Source organism: Rhizobacter fulvus (assembly GCF_964020785.1).
In genome coordinates this window covers 3,006,375-3,025,765 of record NZ_OZ224516.1, presented here as the reverse complement: position 1 = coordinate 3,025,765, position 19,391 = coordinate 3,006,375, and the positions used below count along the sequence as shown (strand labels likewise).

Annotated in this window: 11 protein-coding genes; 2 read left to right on the top strand and 9 right to left on the bottom strand. The window is 70.6% G+C overall.

The features are described 5' to 3' along the window. The first annotated feature begins 64 nt into the window (after positions 1-64). Positions 65-1,774, top strand: coding sequence for a long-chain fatty acid--CoA ligase (locus ACWH49_RS14435; RefSeq protein ID WP_448172078.1), 1,710 nt, complete (start codon positions 65-67; stop codon positions 1,772-1,774). 16 nt (positions 1,775-1,790) lie between these two features. Here ACWH49_RS14435 and ACWH49_RS14430 read toward each other — a convergent pair whose 3' ends face one another. Genes ACWH49_RS14430 through ACWH49_RS14390 form a run of 9 tightly spaced genes read right to left on the bottom strand, consistent with a single transcriptional unit; the run spans position 1,791 to position 18,141 of the window. Further along, on the bottom strand, positions 1,791-2,978 hold the full coding sequence (locus tag ACWH49_RS14430) for an amylo-alpha-1,6-glucosidase (protein ID WP_448172077.1): 1,188 nt from the start codon (positions 2,976-2,978) through the stop codon (positions 1,791-1,793). Beyond that, positions 2,956-5,916, bottom strand: a complete 2,961-nt coding sequence (treY, locus tag ACWH49_RS14425; protein ID WP_448172076.1) for a malto-oligosyltrehalose synthase — start codon at positions 5,914-5,916, stop codon at positions 2,956-2,958. Before treY ends, ACWH49_RS14430 begins: the two co-directional genes overlap by 23 nt. After that, positions 5,913-7,745, bottom strand: coding sequence for a malto-oligosyltrehalose trehalohydrolase (treZ, locus tag ACWH49_RS14420; RefSeq protein ID WP_448172075.1), 1,833 nt, complete (start codon positions 7,743-7,745; stop codon positions 5,913-5,915). The genes treY and treZ overlap by 4 nt, the downstream gene beginning before the upstream one ends. Continuing rightward, positions 7,742-9,877, bottom strand: coding sequence for a glycogen debranching protein GlgX (glgX, locus tag ACWH49_RS14415; RefSeq protein WP_448172074.1), 2,136 nt, complete (start codon positions 9,875-9,877; stop codon positions 7,742-7,744). The genes treZ and glgX overlap by 4 nt, the downstream gene beginning before the upstream one ends. Further along, on the bottom strand, positions 9,877-10,560 hold the full coding sequence (locus tag ACWH49_RS14410; protein ID WP_448172073.1) for a mechanosensitive ion channel family protein: 684 nt from the start codon (positions 10,558-10,560) through the stop codon (positions 9,877-9,879). The genes glgX and ACWH49_RS14410 overlap by 1 nt, the downstream gene beginning before the upstream one ends. 15 nt (positions 10,561-10,575) lie before the next feature. Further along, the gene (gene treS, locus ACWH49_RS14405; protein WP_448172072.1) at positions 10,576-13,932 is read right to left on the bottom strand and encodes a maltose alpha-D-glucosyltransferase; all 3,357 of its coding nucleotides are present in this window, start codon (positions 13,930-13,932) and stop codon (positions 10,576-10,578) included. An 8-nt stretch (positions 13,933-13,940) separates the two neighbouring features. Continuing rightward, the gene (locus ACWH49_RS14400) at positions 13,941-16,019 is read right to left on the bottom strand and encodes an alpha-1,4-glucan--maltose-1-phosphate maltosyltransferase (RefSeq protein WP_448172071.1); all 2,079 of its coding nucleotides are present in this window, start codon (positions 16,017-16,019) and stop codon (positions 13,941-13,943) included. Continuing rightward, a complete protein-coding gene (glgB, locus tag ACWH49_RS14395) occupies positions 16,016-17,938 on the bottom strand; it encodes a 1,4-alpha-glucan branching protein GlgB (protein ID WP_448172070.1) in 1,923 nt (640 codons plus the stop codon). The genes ACWH49_RS14400 and glgB overlap by 4 nt, the downstream gene beginning before the upstream one ends. Next, positions 17,935-18,141, bottom strand: a complete 207-nt coding sequence (locus ACWH49_RS14390) for a hypothetical protein (RefSeq protein ID WP_448172069.1) — start codon at positions 18,139-18,141, stop codon at positions 17,935-17,937. Before ACWH49_RS14390 ends, glgB begins: the two co-directional genes overlap by 4 nt. Positions 18,142-18,332: 191 nt before the next feature. On the opposite strand from ACWH49_RS14390, the gene ACWH49_RS14385 reads away from it, so the two are divergent. Next, the gene (locus ACWH49_RS14385; RefSeq protein WP_448172068.1) at positions 18,333-19,289 is read left to right on the top strand and encodes a LysR family transcriptional regulator; all 957 of its coding nucleotides are present in this window, start codon (positions 18,333-18,335) and stop codon (positions 19,287-19,289) included. Positions 19,290-19,391: the final 102 nt, after the last annotated feature.

The following is a 19,391-nucleotide window of genomic DNA, read 5'->3' as shown; positions in this document are numbered from 1 at the left end:
TTGTATCGACGGGCCCGCCGCGCACGCTGGACTAAAGTGCCCGCAACGCCCGAGGAACCACCCGATGTCCGCCGCTTCGACCCGCCCTGCCCCCGCCCATTTCGCCCACTGGCCGCCGGCCCTGCCACACCACCTGACGATCCCGGCGACCAACCTGTTCTACAACGCCGAGGTCTCGGCCACACGCTACCCGGACAAGCCGTTCCTGGTCTTCTACGACACGCCGATCACGTTCAAGGCGTTCCACGCCGAGTGCGAGCGCATCGCCGGCTACCTGCAGCACGACTGCGGCGTGCAGGCCGGTGACCGCGTGCTGCTGTACATGCAGAACAGCCCGCAGTGGATCATCGCGTTCTACGCGATCCTGCGCGCCAATGCGGTCGTCGTGCCGGTCAACCCGATGAACCGCACCGAGGAATTGCGCCATTACGTGCGCGACACCGGCGCCACCACCGCGTTCGTGCCGCAGGACCTGGCCGAGCAGATGCAGCCGCTGGTCGGCGGCGCGGCCGGCAGCGACAGCGGCCTGCGGCACCTGATCGTCGCGACCTACAGCGACTACCTGACGCACCCGACCGACCTGCACGTGCCGCCCTTCGTGGTGGAGCGCATCCGCCGCTTCGACGGGACGGTCGCGTGGCGCGACATGCTCGCACTGGACCGCGTCCCCGGCCCATTGACCCAGGGCGCCGACGACCTGGCGGTGATGCCCTACACCTCCGGCACCACCGGCCACCCGAAGGGCTGCATGCACACCCACCGCAGCGTGATGAGCACGCTGGTCGGCGGCGTCGACTGGTTCCAGCGCACGCAGGACTCGGTGTTCCTGACCGTGCTGCCGCTGTTCCACGTCACCGGCCTGTCGGGCAGCATGAACGGGCCGCTGTACACGGGCGGCACGATCGTCGTGCTGCCGCGCTGGGACCGCGACACCGCCGCACTGTGCGTGCAGCGCTACCGCATCAACACCTTCCAGGCGATCACGACGATGCTGGTCGACTTCCTGTCGAACCCGCGGCTCGGCGAGTACGACCTGTCGAGCCTGCGCGTGGTGCGCGGCGGCGGTGCGGCGATGCCGGCCGCCGTCGCGGCGAAGCTGCACGCGCTGACCGGCCAGCACTACATCGAGGGCTACGGCATGAGCGAGACGATGGCCGCGACCCACATCAACCCGATGCACCGCCCGAAGCCGCAGTGCCTGGGCATCCCGGTGTTCGATGTCGACGCGCGCGTGATCGACCCCGCCACGCTGCAGGAGGTGCGGCCCGGCGAGACCGGCGAGATCGTCGTCGACGCGCCCCAGGTGATGCGCGGCTACTGGAACGACCCCGACGGCACCGCCAAGGCCTTCATCGAGATCGACGGCCGCCCCTTCCTGCGCACCGGGGATCTCGCGATGGTCGACACGGACGGCTACTTCTTCATGGTCGACCGGCTGAAGCGGATGATCAACGCGAGCGGCTACAAGGTCTGGCCGGCCGAGGTCGAGGCGCTGCTCTACCACCACCCGGCGATCCTCGAGGCCTGCGTGATCGGCGCGCCGGACGCGAAGCGCGGCGAGACCGTCAAGGCGCTGGTGGTGCTGAAGGACGCGCACCGCGGCACGGTCACCGAGCAGCAGGTCATCGAATGGGCGCACGCACACATCGCGGCCTACAAGAGCCCCCGGATCGTCGAGTTCGTTCCGGTGCTGCCGAAGTCCGGCTCGGGCAAGGTGCAGTGGCGCGAACTGCAGGAACGCGAATTCGCCGGCCGACCCGGCGCTGCGGGCTGATCGCGCGAGCGTCGGCTCAGGCGGTCGCGCCACCCCGCTGCAGCACGCGCAGCGCGAGCAGCCAGGCGGCCGCGTTCCAGCTCTGCCCGGCCATGCCCATCGGCGCCAGCGTGCGGCCGTGGAACCACTCGGTGAAGCGCCAGTCGCCGAGCGCGTTGACGCGGGCCAGCCGCATCAGTTCGGCCCACGCCGTCTCGCGCCGGCCAAGCTGCGCCAGCGCCATCACCCAGTAGCCGCCGACGAACGGCCAGATGCCGCCGTTGTGGTACTGGTGCACCTGGTTCTGCTGGTGGCGCGCCATGTAGGGGCGCCACAGTTCATGCTGGCGCGACAGCGGGTGCAGCACGACGCGGATCGGGTAGGGATCGGACGCGCGTGCGGCCTCGATCGTCTTCACGATGCGGTGGCCCATCGATTCGTCCGCCAGTCCGGCCAGCACCGCCAGCACGTTGCCGAACACGTCGCCCTCGTGACCGACCATCGCGAGGTTGACGAAGCTCAGGTACAGCCCGGGGTCGCGCCGCCCGCGCCGCGCGTAGTGGCGCAACAAGCGGGCGCGGTGGTACTCGGGCAGGTCGCGCTGGAACGGATCGAACAGGTGATTGAAGTGGTGGTGCGTGACGTCGGCATGCGCCAGCCCGAAGCGCCGCTTGACCTCGTACCAGAGCGCGTTGCTGTAGAGCACGTAGCCCGAGCGCGGCATGATGTCGGCCCAGTCGCTGGCCTCGTTCTGCTGCAGCAGGCGGAAGTGCTGGTGCTCCTGCGCCAGCAGCCAGCCGATCGCGCGTTCGGTCTGCGCGGCCCAGTGCTGCGGGCCGACGCTGCCGTGGCGGCGCACATGGTCGACCGCGATCAGCCACCACAGCGTCGCGTCGATGCAGCCGAGGTACCAGAAATCGGCATCGCGGCCGTCGGGGTCGACGTACTTCGGGATCTGCCCGTTGTCGGCCTGTTGCGCGGCGAGCGCGTCGAGGCTCGCGACCGCGCCGGCCTCGAGCGAGGCGACGCCGCTGCCGCACATCGCCATCACGCAGATCGCCGCGTCACGGCCGAAGATCCGCGTGTAACGGCGCGCTTCGGCGGCGGCATTGCGGGTCGCGGCCAGGATGCCGTGGGGCGTCAGGTTGTGCTGGAGCAGGTCGAGCGAGGCCTGCCTGCACGCCGCGATCAGCGAGGCATCATCATCCGGATCGGGAGGGCTCATCGGTTTCGGACGCGTCGCCGGAGAGCGCCGCCACCGGGAATTCTCGCAGCGTCGCGGCCAGCGACAGCGCGCCGTCCTGGAGCGCCAGCGTGCGCCCGGTGATGGCGTCGGTGAGCCAGGCATGCGGCGGCAGCGCCGCCCCGCCGTCGGGCCAGACCACGGCCGTGTCGCCCCAGACGTCGCCGAGCGGTGCCTCGCCCTGACCCAGGGCGACGCTCAACCGCGTGCCGATCACCACCAGCCAGCGCGGTCCGTCGCGGCGCGCGAACGCGACGACGTGCGCCGCGTGCACCCCGCGCACCTCGAGCGGCACGTACACCGCGCGCGCCAGCATCGCCTCGCACGCGCGGCGCAGTTGCAGCGCGCGCCAGGTGACCCAGAACTTCGCGTCGCCGTCGACTGCCCGGTCCAGCAGCGCGCGCAGCGCGGGACCGCGCTGCGGCAGCGCCCACCGCGCCTCGGCCTCGGCCAGCAGGGCGCGGCGCCGATCGAAGTCGACCGGTCGCCGGTTGTCCGGGTCGACGAGCGCCAGCTCGATCGCCTCGTGCCCCTGGTAGAAATCGGGCACGCCGGGCGAGAGCGTCTTCACCAGCGCGAGCGTCAAGCCGTTCAGCGCGCCGTGCCAGGCGAGCACCGCGACGTTGCGCTGCAGGTCGTCGAGGAACAGGTTGCGCTCGCGGCGGCCGAGCAGCGCCTGCACGAAGCCCGCGAGCGCCGCCTCATAGGCCGCGTGCGGGTTCATCCAGCTGGTGAGCGCCTTCGATTCGCGTGCCGACTTGAGCATCACGGCCTCGATGCGGGCCGCGTATTCGGCCAGCGCGGCGTCGCTCGGATCGCCGGTCGGCAGGCTGCCGACGAGCAGCTGGTACAGCAGGTACTCGTCGTTGCGCGACGGCGCGCGTTGGCCGTCGACCGTGCGCTTGTGGCTGCGGTTCATGCGGCTCCAGCGCCGCACTGCCAGCCGCCACGCGGCCGGCAGTTCGCTGATCACGTCGATGCGCACCCGCACGTCCTCGGAGCGCTTGGCATCGTGGGTGGAACTGGCCAGCAGCGTGTGCGGCCACTGGGTCGCGCGGTCGAGGCTGGCGGCGTGGAAGGCCGCGACCGTCATGCCGAACGCGTCTGGCTCGCCGCCGACATCGTTGACCGAGACGAGCCGGTGGTGCCGGTACAGCGCGGTGTCCTCGATGCCCTTGGCCGCGACCGGGGCGGTGTATTGCTGCAGGCGGAGCGCGAACTGCCGGTAACGCTCGGCCAGCCCGGCCGGCGCACCGGCCAGTGGGCGACCCAGCAGCACCTGGCGGAGGTAGTCGAACACGCCGGCATCGGCGGCGACGCTGCGCCGCCGCGCGCGACCGATGGCCCAGTCGATGAAGCGGCGGTCCTGCGGGCTCGCCTTGTCGACGATGTAGGTGCGATAGACCGGGAACGACGCGACCACCTCGGCCAGCGCGCGTCGCAGCGAGTTCAGCGTGAAGTCGCGCGTGCGCCGGTCCGCGCGCGCCAGGCGCAACAGCGTCGCGCTGAGCACGGTGAGCTCGCCGGCCAGGCTGCCGTTCATCACGAGGTGCCGGCACTGCCACGAGAGCGTCTCGAAGTCTTCGGCCTCGTCGCGCACGAAGGCGCGCCAGGCGCGGTCGAGCCGCGCCTTGGCATCGCCGTCGATCAGCAGGCCGTTGACGACGTTCGCGAAGCGGTAGCCGGTCGTGCCGTGCACGGCCCAGTCGGCCGGCACCTTCTCGTGCGGCGCGACGATCTTCTCGACCACCACATACAGCGGCATCGCGTCGCGCCCCGCGCCGGGCGGCGGCAACCCCGCGACTTCGGCGTGGCGCCGCTGCAGGCGCTCGAAGTAGCCGGCGGGATCGGACAGGCCGTCCGGGTGGTCGATGCGCAGGCCGTCGACCGCGCCGCTCGCGGTGAGCTCGAGGACGAGGCGGTGGGTCGCCTCGAACACCTCCGGGCGCTCCATGCGCAGCGCGGCCAGCTCGTTGATGTCGAAGAAGCGGCGGTAGTTGATCTCGTCCGCGGCGATCCGCCAATGGGCGAGACGGTAGGCCTGCACACCGATCAGCCGGTCCAGCGCATCGACGCTGCCGCGATCGCCGGGGCGCCCGTTGAGCGTCTCGACGACGGCCTCGATCGCGGTGGCGAGTGCCGGCATCTGCCGGACTGCTTCCTTCAGCTCGGCCTTGAGCGCGGTCTTGCTGCGCTGGCGGCGCAGTCTGGCGGCGGGGTCGGCCGCCGCGCGCGGCGGCAGGCGGTCGAACTGGCCGGCCAGGCGCGCCAGCGTCGCGGCGGCACCGCCGCGCAGCGCCTGCGCCGGCACCGCCCGCAGCGCCTCGCGCAGCAGCGCCCCGTAGCCGGACGGATCGACCGGCAGCCGGTGCTCGTAGTAGCTCAGCGTGAAATAGCCGCGCGCCGCATCGAAGCCGAGCCGAAGCTCGCCGCGCTCCAGCACCACGCCGTACTGGTCGCCGAGCACCGGCAGCAGCACCTTGCCGGCCAGCGCCGGATCGGCGGCGTGCCAATCGATGTCGAAGAACTCGGCCCAGGCCGACGCCGCGCCGTTCTCGAGCACGTCCAGCCACCAAGCGTTGTCACCGTCGAGCACGCCCATGTGGTTGGGCACGATGTCGATCAGCAGGCCCATGTCGTGGCCGTGCAGCGCAGCGACCAGCGCGTCGAATTCGGCGCGGCTGCCGAGCTCGGGGTTCAGCATGCCGTGGTCGACCACGTCGTAGCCGTGCTGGCTGCCGACGCGCGCCCGCAGGGGTGGCGAGATGTACAGGTGGCTGACGCCGAGCGCGTCGAGGTATGGCACCAGCGCGGTCGCGTCGGCGAACCGGAAGCCGCCGTGCAGCTGCACGCGGTAGGTCGCGCGCGGCACGATGGCGGTGGCCGGCGCGCCGCGCCCGGCGATGGTCGGGCGGCTCATGCGCGCTCGATCGCTACCCGCACCGACCAGGCCGGGAGCGCGGCGGCGGGGGCGTCGTGACTGCGGTAGACGGTCTCGCCCGGCAGGTCGCCGGCGCTCGCGCCGTCGTCCGGCGCGAGCCGGGCCAGCAGATGCCAGCGGTGGCCGCCGCCGAGCGGCCACTGCACGTGCAGCGTGCCCGGCTCCGGCAGCGCGAAGGTCCCGCTGCCGGCCTCGGCCAGCCAAGGCACCAGGTGGTCACGCCGCAGCGCGAGCAGCCTGCGGTGCAGGGCCAGCCAGCCGGCATGCGGGGCGCGCCCGCGCTCGTCCCAGTCGAGCCGGCTGCGCTCGAACGTCGCGAGCGCGTTCGGGTCCGGTATCGAATCGCGCACCGCCGGGTCGGCGAAGCGCTTGAAGCGCCCGAACTCGGCGCGACGCCCGCGCGTCACCGCCGCGGCCAGCTCGCCTCCGAAATCGCAGAAGAACAGGAAGGGCGTCGACGCGGCCCACTCCTCGCCCATGAACAGCATCGGCGGCGACGGCGCGAGCAGCACGCACGCGGTCAGCGCGCGCAGCGCGGCGTCGCGACCGGCGGCCTCGGCCAGCGTCGCGAGGCGCTCGCCGAACGCGCGGTTGCCGACCTGGTCGTGGGTCTGCAACGCGTTGACGAAGGCCAGCGGCGGCAGGTGCGCCGAGGCCGTGCCGCGCGGTTCGCCGCCGCGGTACGGCGAGGCGTCGCCCTGGAACGCGAAACCCTCGGCCAGCGCCCTGCCCAGCTGCCGCACCGGCGCGGCCGCGTAGTCGGCGTAATAGCCGTCGGTCTCGCCGCTGGCGATGACGTGGGCGGCGTGGTGCACGTCGTCGTTCCACTGCGCATCGGCCAGCAGCGGCCGGCGCCCGGCGTCCCGGCCCAGGCGCGCGGCGTCGTTCAGGTCGTTCTCGAGGATCAGGTGGACGTGGCGGGCGCGGCCCGGGCCGGCGCGCACCGCCTGCACCAGCTCGTCGGCGAAATGCAGCGCGCCGCGGTCGTGCATCGCGTGCACCGCGTCGACGCGCAGCCCGTCGAGGTGGAACTCCTCGAGCCAGTACAGCGCGTTGTGGATGAAGAAGTCCCGCACGGTGCGGCTGCCCGGACCGTCGAAGTTGATCGCCGCGCCCCACGGCGTGTCGACCGCGGCGTTGAAGAACTGCGGCGCCGAGGCGTGCAGGTAGTTGCCTTCGGGACCGAAGTGGTTGTAGACCACGTCCAGCAGCACCATCAGCCCGCGCCGGTGCGCCTCGACGACGAGGCGCTTGAGCTCGCCCGAGCTGCCGTAGGTCGACTTCGGCGCGAACGGCAGCACGCCGTCGTAGCCCCAGCCGCGCCGGCCGGGAAAGTCGGCCACCGGCATCAGCTCGATCGCGGTCACACCGAGCTCGACCAGCGCGTCGAGCCGCTCGATCGCCGCCTCGAACGTGCCCGCCCGCGTGAAGCAGCCGACGTGCAGCTCGTAGATCACGGCCTCGTGCCAGGGCCGGCCGCGCCACGCGGTGTCGGTCCAGTCGAAGGCGAGCGGATCGACGAACGCGCTCGGCCCGTGCACGTCGCCATGGTTGGCGCGCGAGGCCGGATCGGGCACGACGATGCGGCGGTCGATGTGGAAGGCGTAGTCGGTGCCGTGCGCGACGCGCGGCAGGACGATCTCGAACCAGCCCCCGGCGCGCGCCTGCATCGGGTAGGTGCCGCGGTCCACCCCACCGCCGCTGCGGATCAGGTCGACCTGCCGCGCGCCCGGCGCCCAGAGCCGGAAGCACGCGCCGCCGCGCCCGTCGGGGCGGGCGCCGAACGGCATGTCGTGGATGCGCTTCACGGCGCGCCCCGCGAGAACCGCACCAGCGCGAGCGCGCGCCCGGCGAGCACGTAGCCGTCGGCCAACGCCACCAGCGTGTCCGGCGCCGCCGCCAGGGCGGTGTCGAACAGCAGCTGGCCGTGGGCCGGCACGAGCTCGGGCGCGAGCGTGAACCGCACCTCGTTGGAGTCGGCATTGAACAGCACCAGGAAGCTGTCGTCGTGCACGGCGCGGCCGCGGCCATCGACCTCGTTCAGGCCGTCGCCCGAGAGGAACACGGCCAGCGCGCGGGCATGGTCCTGGCCCCACGCCTGCTCGCTCATCTCGGTGCCATCGGGTTGCAGCCAGACGATGTCGCGCACCGTGCTGCCGTGCAGCGGCCGGCCCTGGAAAAAGTCGCGGCGCCGGAACACCGGATGCGCCGCGCGCAGCGCCATCACGCGCTGGGTGAAGGCCAGCAGCGTGCGCTGGTCGTCGTCGGCGGACCAGTCGAGCCAGCTGATCGGGTTGTCCTGGCAATACGCGTTGTTGTTGCCCCCCTGGGTGCGGCCGCGCTCGTCGCCGGCGAGCAGCATCGGCACGCCCTGCGATAGCAGCAGCGTGGCGATGAAGTTGCGCTGCTGGCGCGCGCGCAGCCTGCGCACCTCGGCATCGTCGGTCGGACCTTCGACGCCGCAGTTCCACGACAGGTTGTGGCCGTGGCCGTCGCGGCCGTCCTCGCCGTTCGCCTCGTTGTGCTTGTCGTTGTAGGCCACGACATCGGCGAGCGGGAAGCCGTCGTGCGCGGCGATGAAATTGATGCTCGCGTAGGGCCGCCGGCTGCTGCGGTTGTAGAGGTCGCTCGATCCGGTCAGGCGCTGCGCGAACTCGCCGATCACGCCACCCTCGCCCTTCCAGTAGGCGCGCATCGTGTCGCGGTACTTGTCGTTCCACTCGGCCCAGCCGACCGGGAAATTGCCGACCTGGTAGCCGCCGTCGCCGAGGTCCCAGGGTTCCGCGATCAGCTTGACGCGCGACAGCACCGGGTCCTGGCGCAGGATGTCGAAGAACGCGCTGAGCCGGTCGACCGCGTGCAGCTCGCGCGCCAGCGCCGAGGCGAGGTCGAAGCGGAATCCGTCGACGTGCATCTCGGTCACCCAGTAGCGCAGCGAGTCCATCAGCAGCTGCAGCACGCGCGGGTGCTGCATGTCGAGCGTGTTGCCGCAGCCGGTGAAGTCCTGGTAGTGGCGCGGGGCGTCGGGGGCGAGGCGGTAATACGCGGCGTTGTCGATGCCGCGGAACGCGAGGGTGGGCCCCCATTCGTTGCCCTCGGCCGTGTGGTTGTAGACCACGTCGAGCAGCACCTCGATGCCGGCCTCGTGCAGCGTGCGCACCATGGTCTTGAACTCGCCGACCTTGCCGCTCGCGCTGTAGCGGTGCTCGGGCGCGAAGAAGCCGATCGTGTTGTAGCCCCAGTAGTTGCGCAGGCCGCGCTCGACCAGGTGCCGGTCGTCGAGGAAGGAGTGCACCGGCATCAGCTCGATCGTCGTCACGCCGAGCCGCTTCAGGTACTCGATCACCGGCGCGCAGGCCAGGCCCGCGTAGGTGCCGCGCAGTTCCGGCGGCACCTCGGGGTTGAGCTGCGTGAAACCCTTGACGTGCAGTTCGTAGATCACGGTCTCGTGCCAGGGCACGTTCGGCGGGCGGTCGTCGCCCCAGGTGAACGCCGACTCGACGACCTTGCAGCGCGGCAGGTAGGGCGCACTGTCGCGCCGGTCGAACGAGAGGTCACCCTGGGCATGACCAACGCGGTAGCCGAACAGGGCGTCGTGCCAGCGGATCGTGCCGACGATGTTGCGCGCGTACGGGTCGAGCAGCAGCTTGTGGCCGTTGAAGCGATGGCCGTCCTGCGGCCGGTACGGCCCGTGCACGCGGTAGCCGTAGAGCAGCCCGGGCCGGGCCTGCGGCAGGTAACCGTGGAAGACCTGGTCGGTCTGCTCGCGCAGCGGCAGGCGCGCGACCTCATGGCGCCCGCTCGGATCGAACAGGCACAGCTCGACCCGCTCCGCCGATTCCGAGAACAGCGCGAAATTCACGCCCATGCCGTCCCAGGTGGCGCCGCGCGGATACGGCTTGCCCCGCCACAGCGTGTCGATCGGTGCAGCGCGCGCCATCACCGCAACCGGTCCGCGCCGTTGCGCGGGAACCAGCGTTCGATCAGTTCGGCCGCCCGCGCGCGGGCGCCCAGGCCGAACGCGAGCGCGAGCGCCAGCACCACGCCGGCCAGCAGGATCAGGAAGGTCTGCTGGATCAGGCCGCCGCCGATGTCGAGGTGGTCGATCGCCAGCAGCAGCACGAAGGTCATCACCGCGTAGCGCACGAGCCGGCCGAGGATCTCGGCATCGCTGATGCCCGCGGCCTTGAAGTAGCGCTGCACCGCGCTCGCGACGAAGCGCGAAAAATAGCCGCCGAACACCAGCACCAGCAGCGCGACCAGCAGGCGCGGCACGAACAGCATCAGCCGGCTCAGCAACGCGGTCACCTGCGTCAGCCCGAGGCTGTTGAAGGCGATGATCAGCGACGCCAGCAGCACCAGCGCGTAGCCGATGAGGCCGATCCAGTCGGTCGTGTCCTTCTCGGTGCCGCCCTGTTTCAGGAAGCCGTCGATGCCGGCGCGCTCGGTCAGGATGTGGAAGTTGAGCGCCCGCAAGGCCTTGACGACACTGAAGCGGAACGCCTTGGCCAGCAGCCAGCCGACCAGCAGCACGGCCAGCGCCACGCCCAGGCGCGGCAGGAAGTTGCCGATCTCCATCAGGAACCCGCGCACGGGGACAAGCATCACATCGAGGTTTTCCATCTCAGCTCCAGGTTCTCAGTCGGCGACACCGGCCAGCGCGGCGATCCCGGCCAGGGGCACGCCGATCCAGTCGGGGCGGTTGTCGATCTCGTAGCGCAGTTCGTAGAGCGCCTTCTCCAGCTCGAACAGGTCGAGCAGCGGCGCGCACGCGGCGTTGAACGCGGCCTCGCTCGCGTACAGCCCGCCCGCCACGACGACCTCGCGGTACGCGAGCACGAACGCCTCGCGCATGCGCCGCTCCCACTGCCGCGCCGCCGGCACGAGGCGTTCGAATTCGACCGCGCCCTGCACGCTCTGGTGCAGTGCGGTGTGGCGGGCATAGTCGAAGGAGCGCAGCATGCCGGCCACGTCGCGCAGCGCGCTGTGCTTGGCGCGGCGCTCGGCCAGCGTGCGCTGCGGCTCGCCCTCGAAGTCGATGAGCAGGTAGTCGTCGCGCACGATCAGCACCTGCTGCAGGTGCAGGTCACCGTGCAGCCGCGTCTTCAGGCCGGCCGGCTGCAGCTGCGCGGCGGCGCCGATGCGCTGCCCGAGCGCCGGCTCGGCGTCGACGACGCGGGCCGCGAGCGCCGCCAGCGACTCGCCGAAGCCCGGCACGCGCGAGCGCAACAGCGCGAAGGTCTGTGCGCTCTCGCGTTGCACCGTCGCCGCCCAGTCGCCCAGATCGGCCGCGCCGATCGGCTCGGGATCGAACGCCGGGCCGCCACCGGGCCGGGCCAGCGCCACGTGCAGTTCGGCCACGCGGCGCGCCAGCACCTGCACGCGCTCGGCCATCGCCTCGATCCCCTCCTGCACGCCGGTCTCGCCACCGCGCTGCTGCTCGAGCAGGCGCGCCAGCTGGTCGACGATGTAGGTCCACGCATCGCCCTGGTTCGCCACCTGGGCCTGCAGCAGCGCCAGCACCCACACCGCGCCGTCCTTCGCGACGAACTCGAGGCTTCCCGCCACGGGCACGCAGTGCGGGTAGGCCGCCACGTCGGTCAGGAAGCGACCCATCTCGAGCTCGGGGCTCGCACCCGCCTGCAGGCGCCGGTAGCCCTTCAGGAACAGGCGGTCGCCGAGCAGGCTGATCGAATTGCTGCTGGTCGTCAGCCGGTGCAGCGGCGTCGGGCCGTCGAGCGCGTCGCCGACGACCTGCTCGAACGCCGCCGTCGGCGTGAAGCGCAGGCTGCCGCCGTCGGCTGGCAGCTCGCGCCCGGCGCCGATGCCGCGCACCAGCGCGCGGCAGAACGGCACGTCGGCCATCGCGTCGGCCAGCACGCCAGTCGTCGCCTGCTCGCGCACCCGCGTGACGGCCAGCGGCGTGAGCTCGCGCACGCGCTCCTCGTCGTCGTCCTCGAACGCGATCGCGAGCGGCACGAAGTAGCGCGCCGGCTCGGCCGGACCCTCCAGGTCGACCAGCGCGACCAGCCACTGCGCGCCGTCGGTCTCGAGCACGCCGTGCGCGCTCAGCGTCGCGCGGGTCAGCGGCTCGGCCTTGGCCGCGTACCAGCGCTGGCGCTGCATGAAGCGCGGCAGCAGCTCGCGTTCGAACTGCGCCCGGGTCTTCTCGGCCATGCCCATGCGCCAGGGCACGACCTTGCCGCGGAAGAAGCTGTTCCAGCCGTCGAACAGCACCAGCACCGGCAGGTCCTCGACCGCGAGCCGTTCGACGTGCCACTGCGGCGGTGCCGCGTCGCTGGCGAGCCGGAACCAGAAGAAACCGTAGGCCGGCAAGGTCATCATGTACGGGTGGTCGCCGATGGTGGGGAACGCGTTGCGCCCCAGCATCTCGACCGGGACGCGGCCCTTGTAGTCCTCCAGCGCCAGCTCGACCGGCTGCGCCGCACGGCTGACGTTGAACACGCACAGGATCACGTCGTCGCCGTGTTCGCGCACGTACGCCAGCACCTTGCGGTTGCCGGGGTGGAGCATCGTGAAGCGGCCGCGACCGAAGGCCTGGGTGGCGCTGCGCACCGCGAGCAGCCGCTTGGTCCAGTTCATCAGCGACGAGGGCTCGCGCGCCTGCGCCTCCACATTGAGCGCCTCGAAGCCGTAGATCGGGTCCTGGATTGGCGGCAGGTACAGCCGCTGCGGGTCGGCGCGCGAGAAGCCGCCGTTGCGGTCGCTGGTCCACTGCATCGGCGTGCGCACGCCGTCGCGGTCGCCGAGGAAGATGTTGTCGCCCATGCCGATCTCGTCGCCGTAGTACAGCACCGGCGTGCCCGGCATCGACAGCAGCAGGCCGTTCATCAGCTCGATGCGCGCCCGGTCGTTCTCGAGCAGCGGCGCCAGGCGCCGGCGGATGCCCAGGTTGATGCGGGCGCGCGCGTCGGAGGCGTACATGCGGTACATGTAGTCGCGCTCCTTGCTGGTGACCATCTCGAGCGTCAGCTCGTCGTGGTTGCGCAGGAAGATCGCCCACTGGCAGCCGTCGGGGATCTCCGGCGTCTGCGCCAGGATCTCGACGATCGGATGCCGGTCCTCCTGGGCGATCGCCATGTACATGCGCGGCATCAGCGGGAAGTGGTAAGCCATCTGGCATTCGTCGCCGTCGCCGAAGTACTCGCGCACGTCCTCCGGCCACATGTTGGCCTCGGCGAGCAGCAGGCGACCGGGGTAGTGCGACTCGATGCGCGCGCGTATCTTCTTGATGACGTCGTGGGTCTCGCGCAGGTTCTCGTTGCTCGTGCCGTCGCGCTCGATCAGGTACGGAATCGCGTCGAGCCGGAACCCGTCGACCCCCATCTCGAGCCAGAACTCCATCGTCTTGAGCACCGCTTCGAGCACGACCGGGTTGTCGAAGTTGAGGTCGGGCTGATGGCTGAAGAAGCGGTGCCAGAAGAACTGCTGGGCGACCTCGTCCCAGGTCCAGTTCGATTTCTCGGTATCGGTGAAGATGATCCGGGTGCCGGAGTACAGCGTGTTGTCGTCGCTCCAGACGTAGAAGTCGCGCTCCGGCGAGCCCTTGGGCGCGCGCCGCGCGGCCTGGAACCACGGGTGCTGGTCGGACGTGTGGTTGACGACCAGCTCCGTGATCACGCGCAGGCCGCGGCGATGCGCCTCGATCACGAATGCGCGAAAGTCGTCGAGCGTGCCGTAGCTCGGGTGCACGTCCTCGTAGTTCGCGACGTCGTAGCCGTCGTCACGCTGTGGCGACGGGTAGAACGGCAGCAGCCAGATCGTGTTGACGCCCAGCGACTGCACGTGATCGAGCCGCTCGGTGAGACCGCGGAAGTCGCCGATGCCGTCGCCGTTGGCGTCGGCGTAGGCCTTGATGTGCAGCTCGTAGACGACGGCGTCGCGATACCACAGCGGGTCGGCGGCAGTCTCGACGGGGTGCGGCGCGGGCGCCAGGCCTGGTTGGGGCTCGACGGTGTTCGCTTGAAGGCTCACAGGCATCCTCAGAGGAAGTAATCGAAATCGTTCTCGCGCTTCATGCGCGCCCGCAGCTCCATCACGTGCGCGGGCACGCGCTGCGGATCGAGGCTGACATAGTTGCGGGAACCGTGCCAGAGGAAGTGCGCGCCGCTGATCAGATCGTGCAGCTGGTAGACCTGGTCGGTCGGCAATCCGAAAGCCGCGAGGTCGAACTCGATCCAGCCGCTCTGCGTGTGGTGCGGATCGAGATTGATCACGCAGACCACGGTGTTGCTGCCGTCGGCGGAGGTCTTCGCATAGGCCAGCAGCTGCTCGTTGTCGACGCTCAGGAAGCGCAGCCCGGCATCGCTGTGCAGCGCCGGGTTGGCGCGTCGCACGCGGTTCAGCACGCCGATGAAGTCGGCCAGCGAATCGGGTTGGTCGCGGTTCCAGACCCGGCGCTCGAACTTCTCGGAGTCGAGGTACTCCTCGCCACCCGCGCGCAGCGCCCGGGCCTCGAGGAGTTCGTAGGCGGGCCCGTAGATGCCGTAGTTGGCCGAGAGCGTCGCGGCCATCGCGACGCGCGCCATGAAGACCGGGCGTCCGCCATACTGCAGCGCGGCCGGCAGGATGTCGGGCGTGTTCGGCCAGACGTTCGGCCGGAAGTACTCGCGGCCCGCGCCCTGGCTCAGTTCGGTGAAGTAGGCGGTGAGCTCCTGCTTCGAGTTGCGCCAGGTGTAGTAGGTGTACGACTGGCTGAAGCCGACCTTGGCGAGCCGGTGCATGACACGCGGGCGCGTGAATGCTTCCGACAGGAAGATCACCTCGGGCTGCTTCGCCCGCACCCGGGCGATCACCCACTCCCAGAACGGATACGCCTTGGTGTGCGGGTTGTCGACGCGGAACACCTTCACGCCCTGGTCGATCCAGTGCTCGAACACACCGGCAAGCGCCACCCACATCGCGCGCCAGTCGGGGCTCTCGAAATCGAAGGGGTAGATGTCCTGGTACTTCTTGGGCGGATTCTCGGCGTACTGGATGCTGCCGTCGGCGCGCTTCCTGAACCACGTCGGGTGCTCGGTCACCCAGGGGTGGTCCGGCGCGCACTGGAAGGCGATGTCGAGCGCGACGTCGATCTCGAGCTCGGCGGCGCGCGCCACCAGCCGGCGGAAGTCGGCAAGCGTGCCGAGCGCGGGCAGGATCGCATCGTGCCCGCCCTCGGCGGCGCCGATCGCCCAGGGGCTGCCGAGGTGCTCGTGACTCGCGTCGAGCGTGTTGTTCGGCCCCTTTCGGCGCGACCGGCCGATCGGGTGGATCGGCGGGAAGTAAAGCACGTCGAAGCCCATGCGCTTGACGTAGGGCAGCCAGGCCTCGCAGTCGGCGAACGTGCCGTGGCGCCCGGCATCGGGCGAGGCCGATCGCGGGAAGAACTCGTACCAGGCCGAGAAGCGCGCCCGTTCGCGTTCGACGGTGACGCCGTAGACCTGCGGATGGTGCGTCGCATGGGTCAGGTCCGGGTAGCGCCGGGCGACGCCCGCACGCGCCTCGTCGTTGCCCAGTTCCTGCAACGCCGCGACGTCGTCGGGCGAATCGACCGCCGCGCGCGCCAGATCGCTGGCCCAGTCACGCAGCAGGTCGGCATCGCGACCGCGATCCGCTCGAGCGGCGGCCTGCTCGATCAGCTGGGCACCCGTGGCGGCGGCGATGCGCACGTCGTCGGGGTCGACGCGCCGCGTGAAGTCGTGCAGCCACGACTGGAACGGGTCGACCCAGGCCCACACCGTGTACTCCCACGAGCCGAGCGCGTCGACCGTGAAGCTGGCCCGCCAGCGGTCGTTGACGAGCGCGGTCATCGGCGTCGCCTGCCAGGCATTCGCGCCGCGGCGGCGCCACAGCAGCCGGGCCGCGACCACGTCGTGGCCGTCGGCGAAACAGTCGGCCTCGACGACGACGGCATCGCCGACGATCCGCTTGATCGGGAAGCGGCCGGCGTCCACGGCCGGCTGCACGTTCTCGATCACCGCGCGCACCCGGCCGTCGGCGAGCGCGATCGGGGTGACGGTGTCGTCCGCGCTGGACACCCGGGTCGGGGCCACGGGCTGGGTGGGGCTCGCAGGGCTCACGCGCTCTCTCCTTCGTGCTTCAGGATCAGGATGCCGAGGGGCGGCAGGCGCAGGTTCAGCGACTGGAAGCGCCCGTGTGCCGCCACCGGCACCGTCGTCACGCCGCCGTGGTTGCCCACACCGCTGCCGCCGTACAGCGTCGCGTCGCTGTTCAGGCATTCGCGCCAGAGGCCGGACGCCGGCACGCCGACGAGGTAGTCCTCGCGCGGCACCGGCGTGAAGTTCGCGATCACCAGGAGCCGACTGCCGTCGCGCGCCTTGCGCAGGTAGCTGATCACGCTGCCCTCGGCGTCGGCGCCGTCGATCCATTCGAAGCCGCCGGCATCGAAGTCGAGCGCATGCAGCGCGGGCTCGGCGCGGTACAGACGGTTCAGGTCCTCGACCCAGCGCTGCACGCCACCATGCGCGTCGTTGCTGCCGAGCAGCCACCAGTCGAGCGCGGCGTCGTGGTTCCATTCGCGGCGCTGCGCGAACTCGTCGCCCATGAAGAGCAACTTCTTGCCAGGGTGCGCCCACATGTGGCCGTACAGCAGCCGCAGGTTTGCGAACTGGCGCCACGGGTCGCCGGGCATCTTGTCGATCAGCGAGCGCTTGCCGTGGACCACCTCGTCGTGCGAGAGCGGGAGCATGAAGTTCTCGTTGAACGCGTAGGCCAGCGAGAACGTCAGTTCGCCGTGGTGCCAGCGCCGGTGGATCGGGTCCTCCTGCATGTAGCCGAGCATGTCGTGCATCCAGCCCATGTTCCATTTCATGCCGAAACCCAGCCCGCCCAGATAGGTCGGCCGCGAGACCATCGGCCAGGCGGTCGACTCCTCGGCGATCACCTGGACCCCCGGATGGTCACGGTAGGCGGCCTCGTTCAGCAGGCGCAGGAACGCGATGGCCGCGAGGTTCTCGCGCCCGCCGTGCACGTTCGGGATCCACTCGCCCTCCTTGCGCGCGTAGTCGAGGTACAGCATCGAGGCGACCGCGTCGACCCGAAGGCCGTCGATGTGGTACTCGTCCAGCCAGAACATCGCGCTCGACAACAGGAACGCGCGCACCTCGTTGCGGCCGTAGTTGAAGATCGACGAGTTCCACTCGGGATGGAAGCCCTGGCGCGGGTCGGCGTGCTCGTACAGGTGCGTGCCGTCGAACTCGGCCAGCCCGTGCGCGTCGGCCGGGAAGTGCGAGGGCACCCAGTCGAGGATCACGCCGATGCCGGCCTGATGCAGCGTGTCGACCAGGAACTTGAAGTCCTGCGGCGTGCCGTAGCGCGAGGTCGGCGCGAAATACCCCGTCGTCTGGTAGCCCCAGGAGCCGTAGAACGGGTGCTCGGTGATCGGCATCAGTTCGACGTGGGTGAAGCCGAGCCCGGTCACGTACTGGGCCAGCAGCTGGGCCGCGACGCGGTAGTCGAGGAACTCGCCGTCCGGGCCGCGTCGCCAGGAGCCGAGATGGACTTCGTAGACCGAGAGCGGCGCGTTCAAGGTGTCGGCGCGGGCGCGCTGCTGCATCCAGTCGGCATCGCCCCAGCCGTAGCCTCCGGTGCGCCAGGCGATCGAGGCGGTCGCCGGCGGCGGCTCGGCGCGCCGGGCGAACGGATCGGCCTTGTCCAGGCGCGCGCCGTCGTGCGTGAAGATCGCGAACTTGTAGGCCTGCCCTTCGACGACGCCGGGGACGTCTAGCTCCCACAGGCCCGAACCGTCGCTGCGCACGTAGGCGCGGTCCACCGTCGCATCCCACTGGTTGAACTCGCCGACGACCGACACCGAGCGCGCGTTCGGCGCCCAGACGGCGAAGTGCGCGCCGCCCGGATGCAGGTGGCAGCCGAGCTTGTCGTACAGCCGCGCATGGGTCCCCTCGCGGAACAGGTGGATGTCCTGGTCGCCCAGTTGGGTGGCGGGGCGAGAGCGGGTGGCGGTGTCGAGGAGAGTCATGGTCGGCCTTTTCTGGGCGCGCTCGGCGGGTCGAGCTGCAGTTCGTCGAGGATCGCCGCGAGCACGCGCTCGTTCTCGGCGGCCGCGCGCATCGGCTGGTCGAGGCTGCGCGTCAGCGCTTCGAGAGCGTGTTCGTCGGCATACATGTAGAGCTGTCCCATCTGCTGCGCGACACTGCGATAGCCCTCGGTGATGGCCAGCACGCGCCGTATCAGCGCGTTTCGCACCTCGCCAGGAATGGGCGCCGCGGCGCCCCGCGCGGCAGCGCGGCTCATCCTGCAGCGTCGAGTAGTTCCATGCCGGCCTCGTCGATCATCGTGGTGGGGGACGACTCGACCTTACCTTGCAATGAATGCAAAAATGCCCGCAAATATCCAACTCCATATTTGCAAAAATGAAAACTCAAGCCGCCACCGACGACCCCGCCAGCGAGCCTCGGGGGAGCGGCTCGCCGCGGCTGCAACTCGACTGGTCGGACTTCGCCATCGTGCTCGCGGTGGCGCGTCACGGCAGCGTCGCGCGCGCGTTCGGCCCGCTCGGGATGACGCATTCGACCCTGCTGCGCAAGCTCGACCTGATCGAGACGCGCCTGAAGACCCGGCTGTTCGAGCGCGGTCGGGCGCGGTACACGCTGACCGCGGCCGGTCACGAGATCGAGCGCGCCGCACAGGCGTTCGAGCCGATCGCGCTCGGTGCCGAGACACGCGCGATCGGCGCCGACCTGCGACCCAGCGGCGAAGTGCGCGTGAGCGTCTCGTCGATCATCATCGACCACCTGCTGCCGTCGGTGCTCGCGCAGTTCGGCTCTGCCTTTCCTGACGTGCAGATCGAGCTGCTGGGCTCGCGCGAACACGTCAACCTGCGCCGGCGCGAGGCCGACATCGCGATCCGCATCGCCGACAGCGTGCCCGAGTGGCTCGTCGGCCGTCGGCTGACGGTGTTGCGCTTCAAGGTCTATGCGCGGCGCCTGCCGGGTACGCGCGGCGCATTGCGCGATGTCGAAGCGCTCTCGCTGGAGCGCCGCTGGATCAGCTTCGAGCGCGACGCGTACGACCTGAAGTTCGACCGCTGGCTCACGACCCGGCTGCCGCCCCAGAACGTCGTGCTGCGGGTCGACAACTTCAGCCACGCGGCGACGATGGTGCGGGCCGGCATCGGCATTGCGCTGCTGCCGGCATTCGTCGAGGCCAGCATGCCGGAGCTGCAGCCGCTGACCGGGACGATCGACGAGCTCGACACGCCGCTGTGGCTGATCACCCACCCCGAGTTGCGCAACGCGGCCCGCATCCAGGTGCTGATGCGCGCCTTCGGTCCGGCGCTGGCGAACGCGGTCGACGCCATCCAGCGCTGAAGCCCTTCATCGTCGAGTTTGTACTCTCACGTGCCGCGGCCGGCGTCGGGTAAGGTGATGCGTTGCCCGAGCCTGCAGAACGATCACCCACGGAGACCCGCC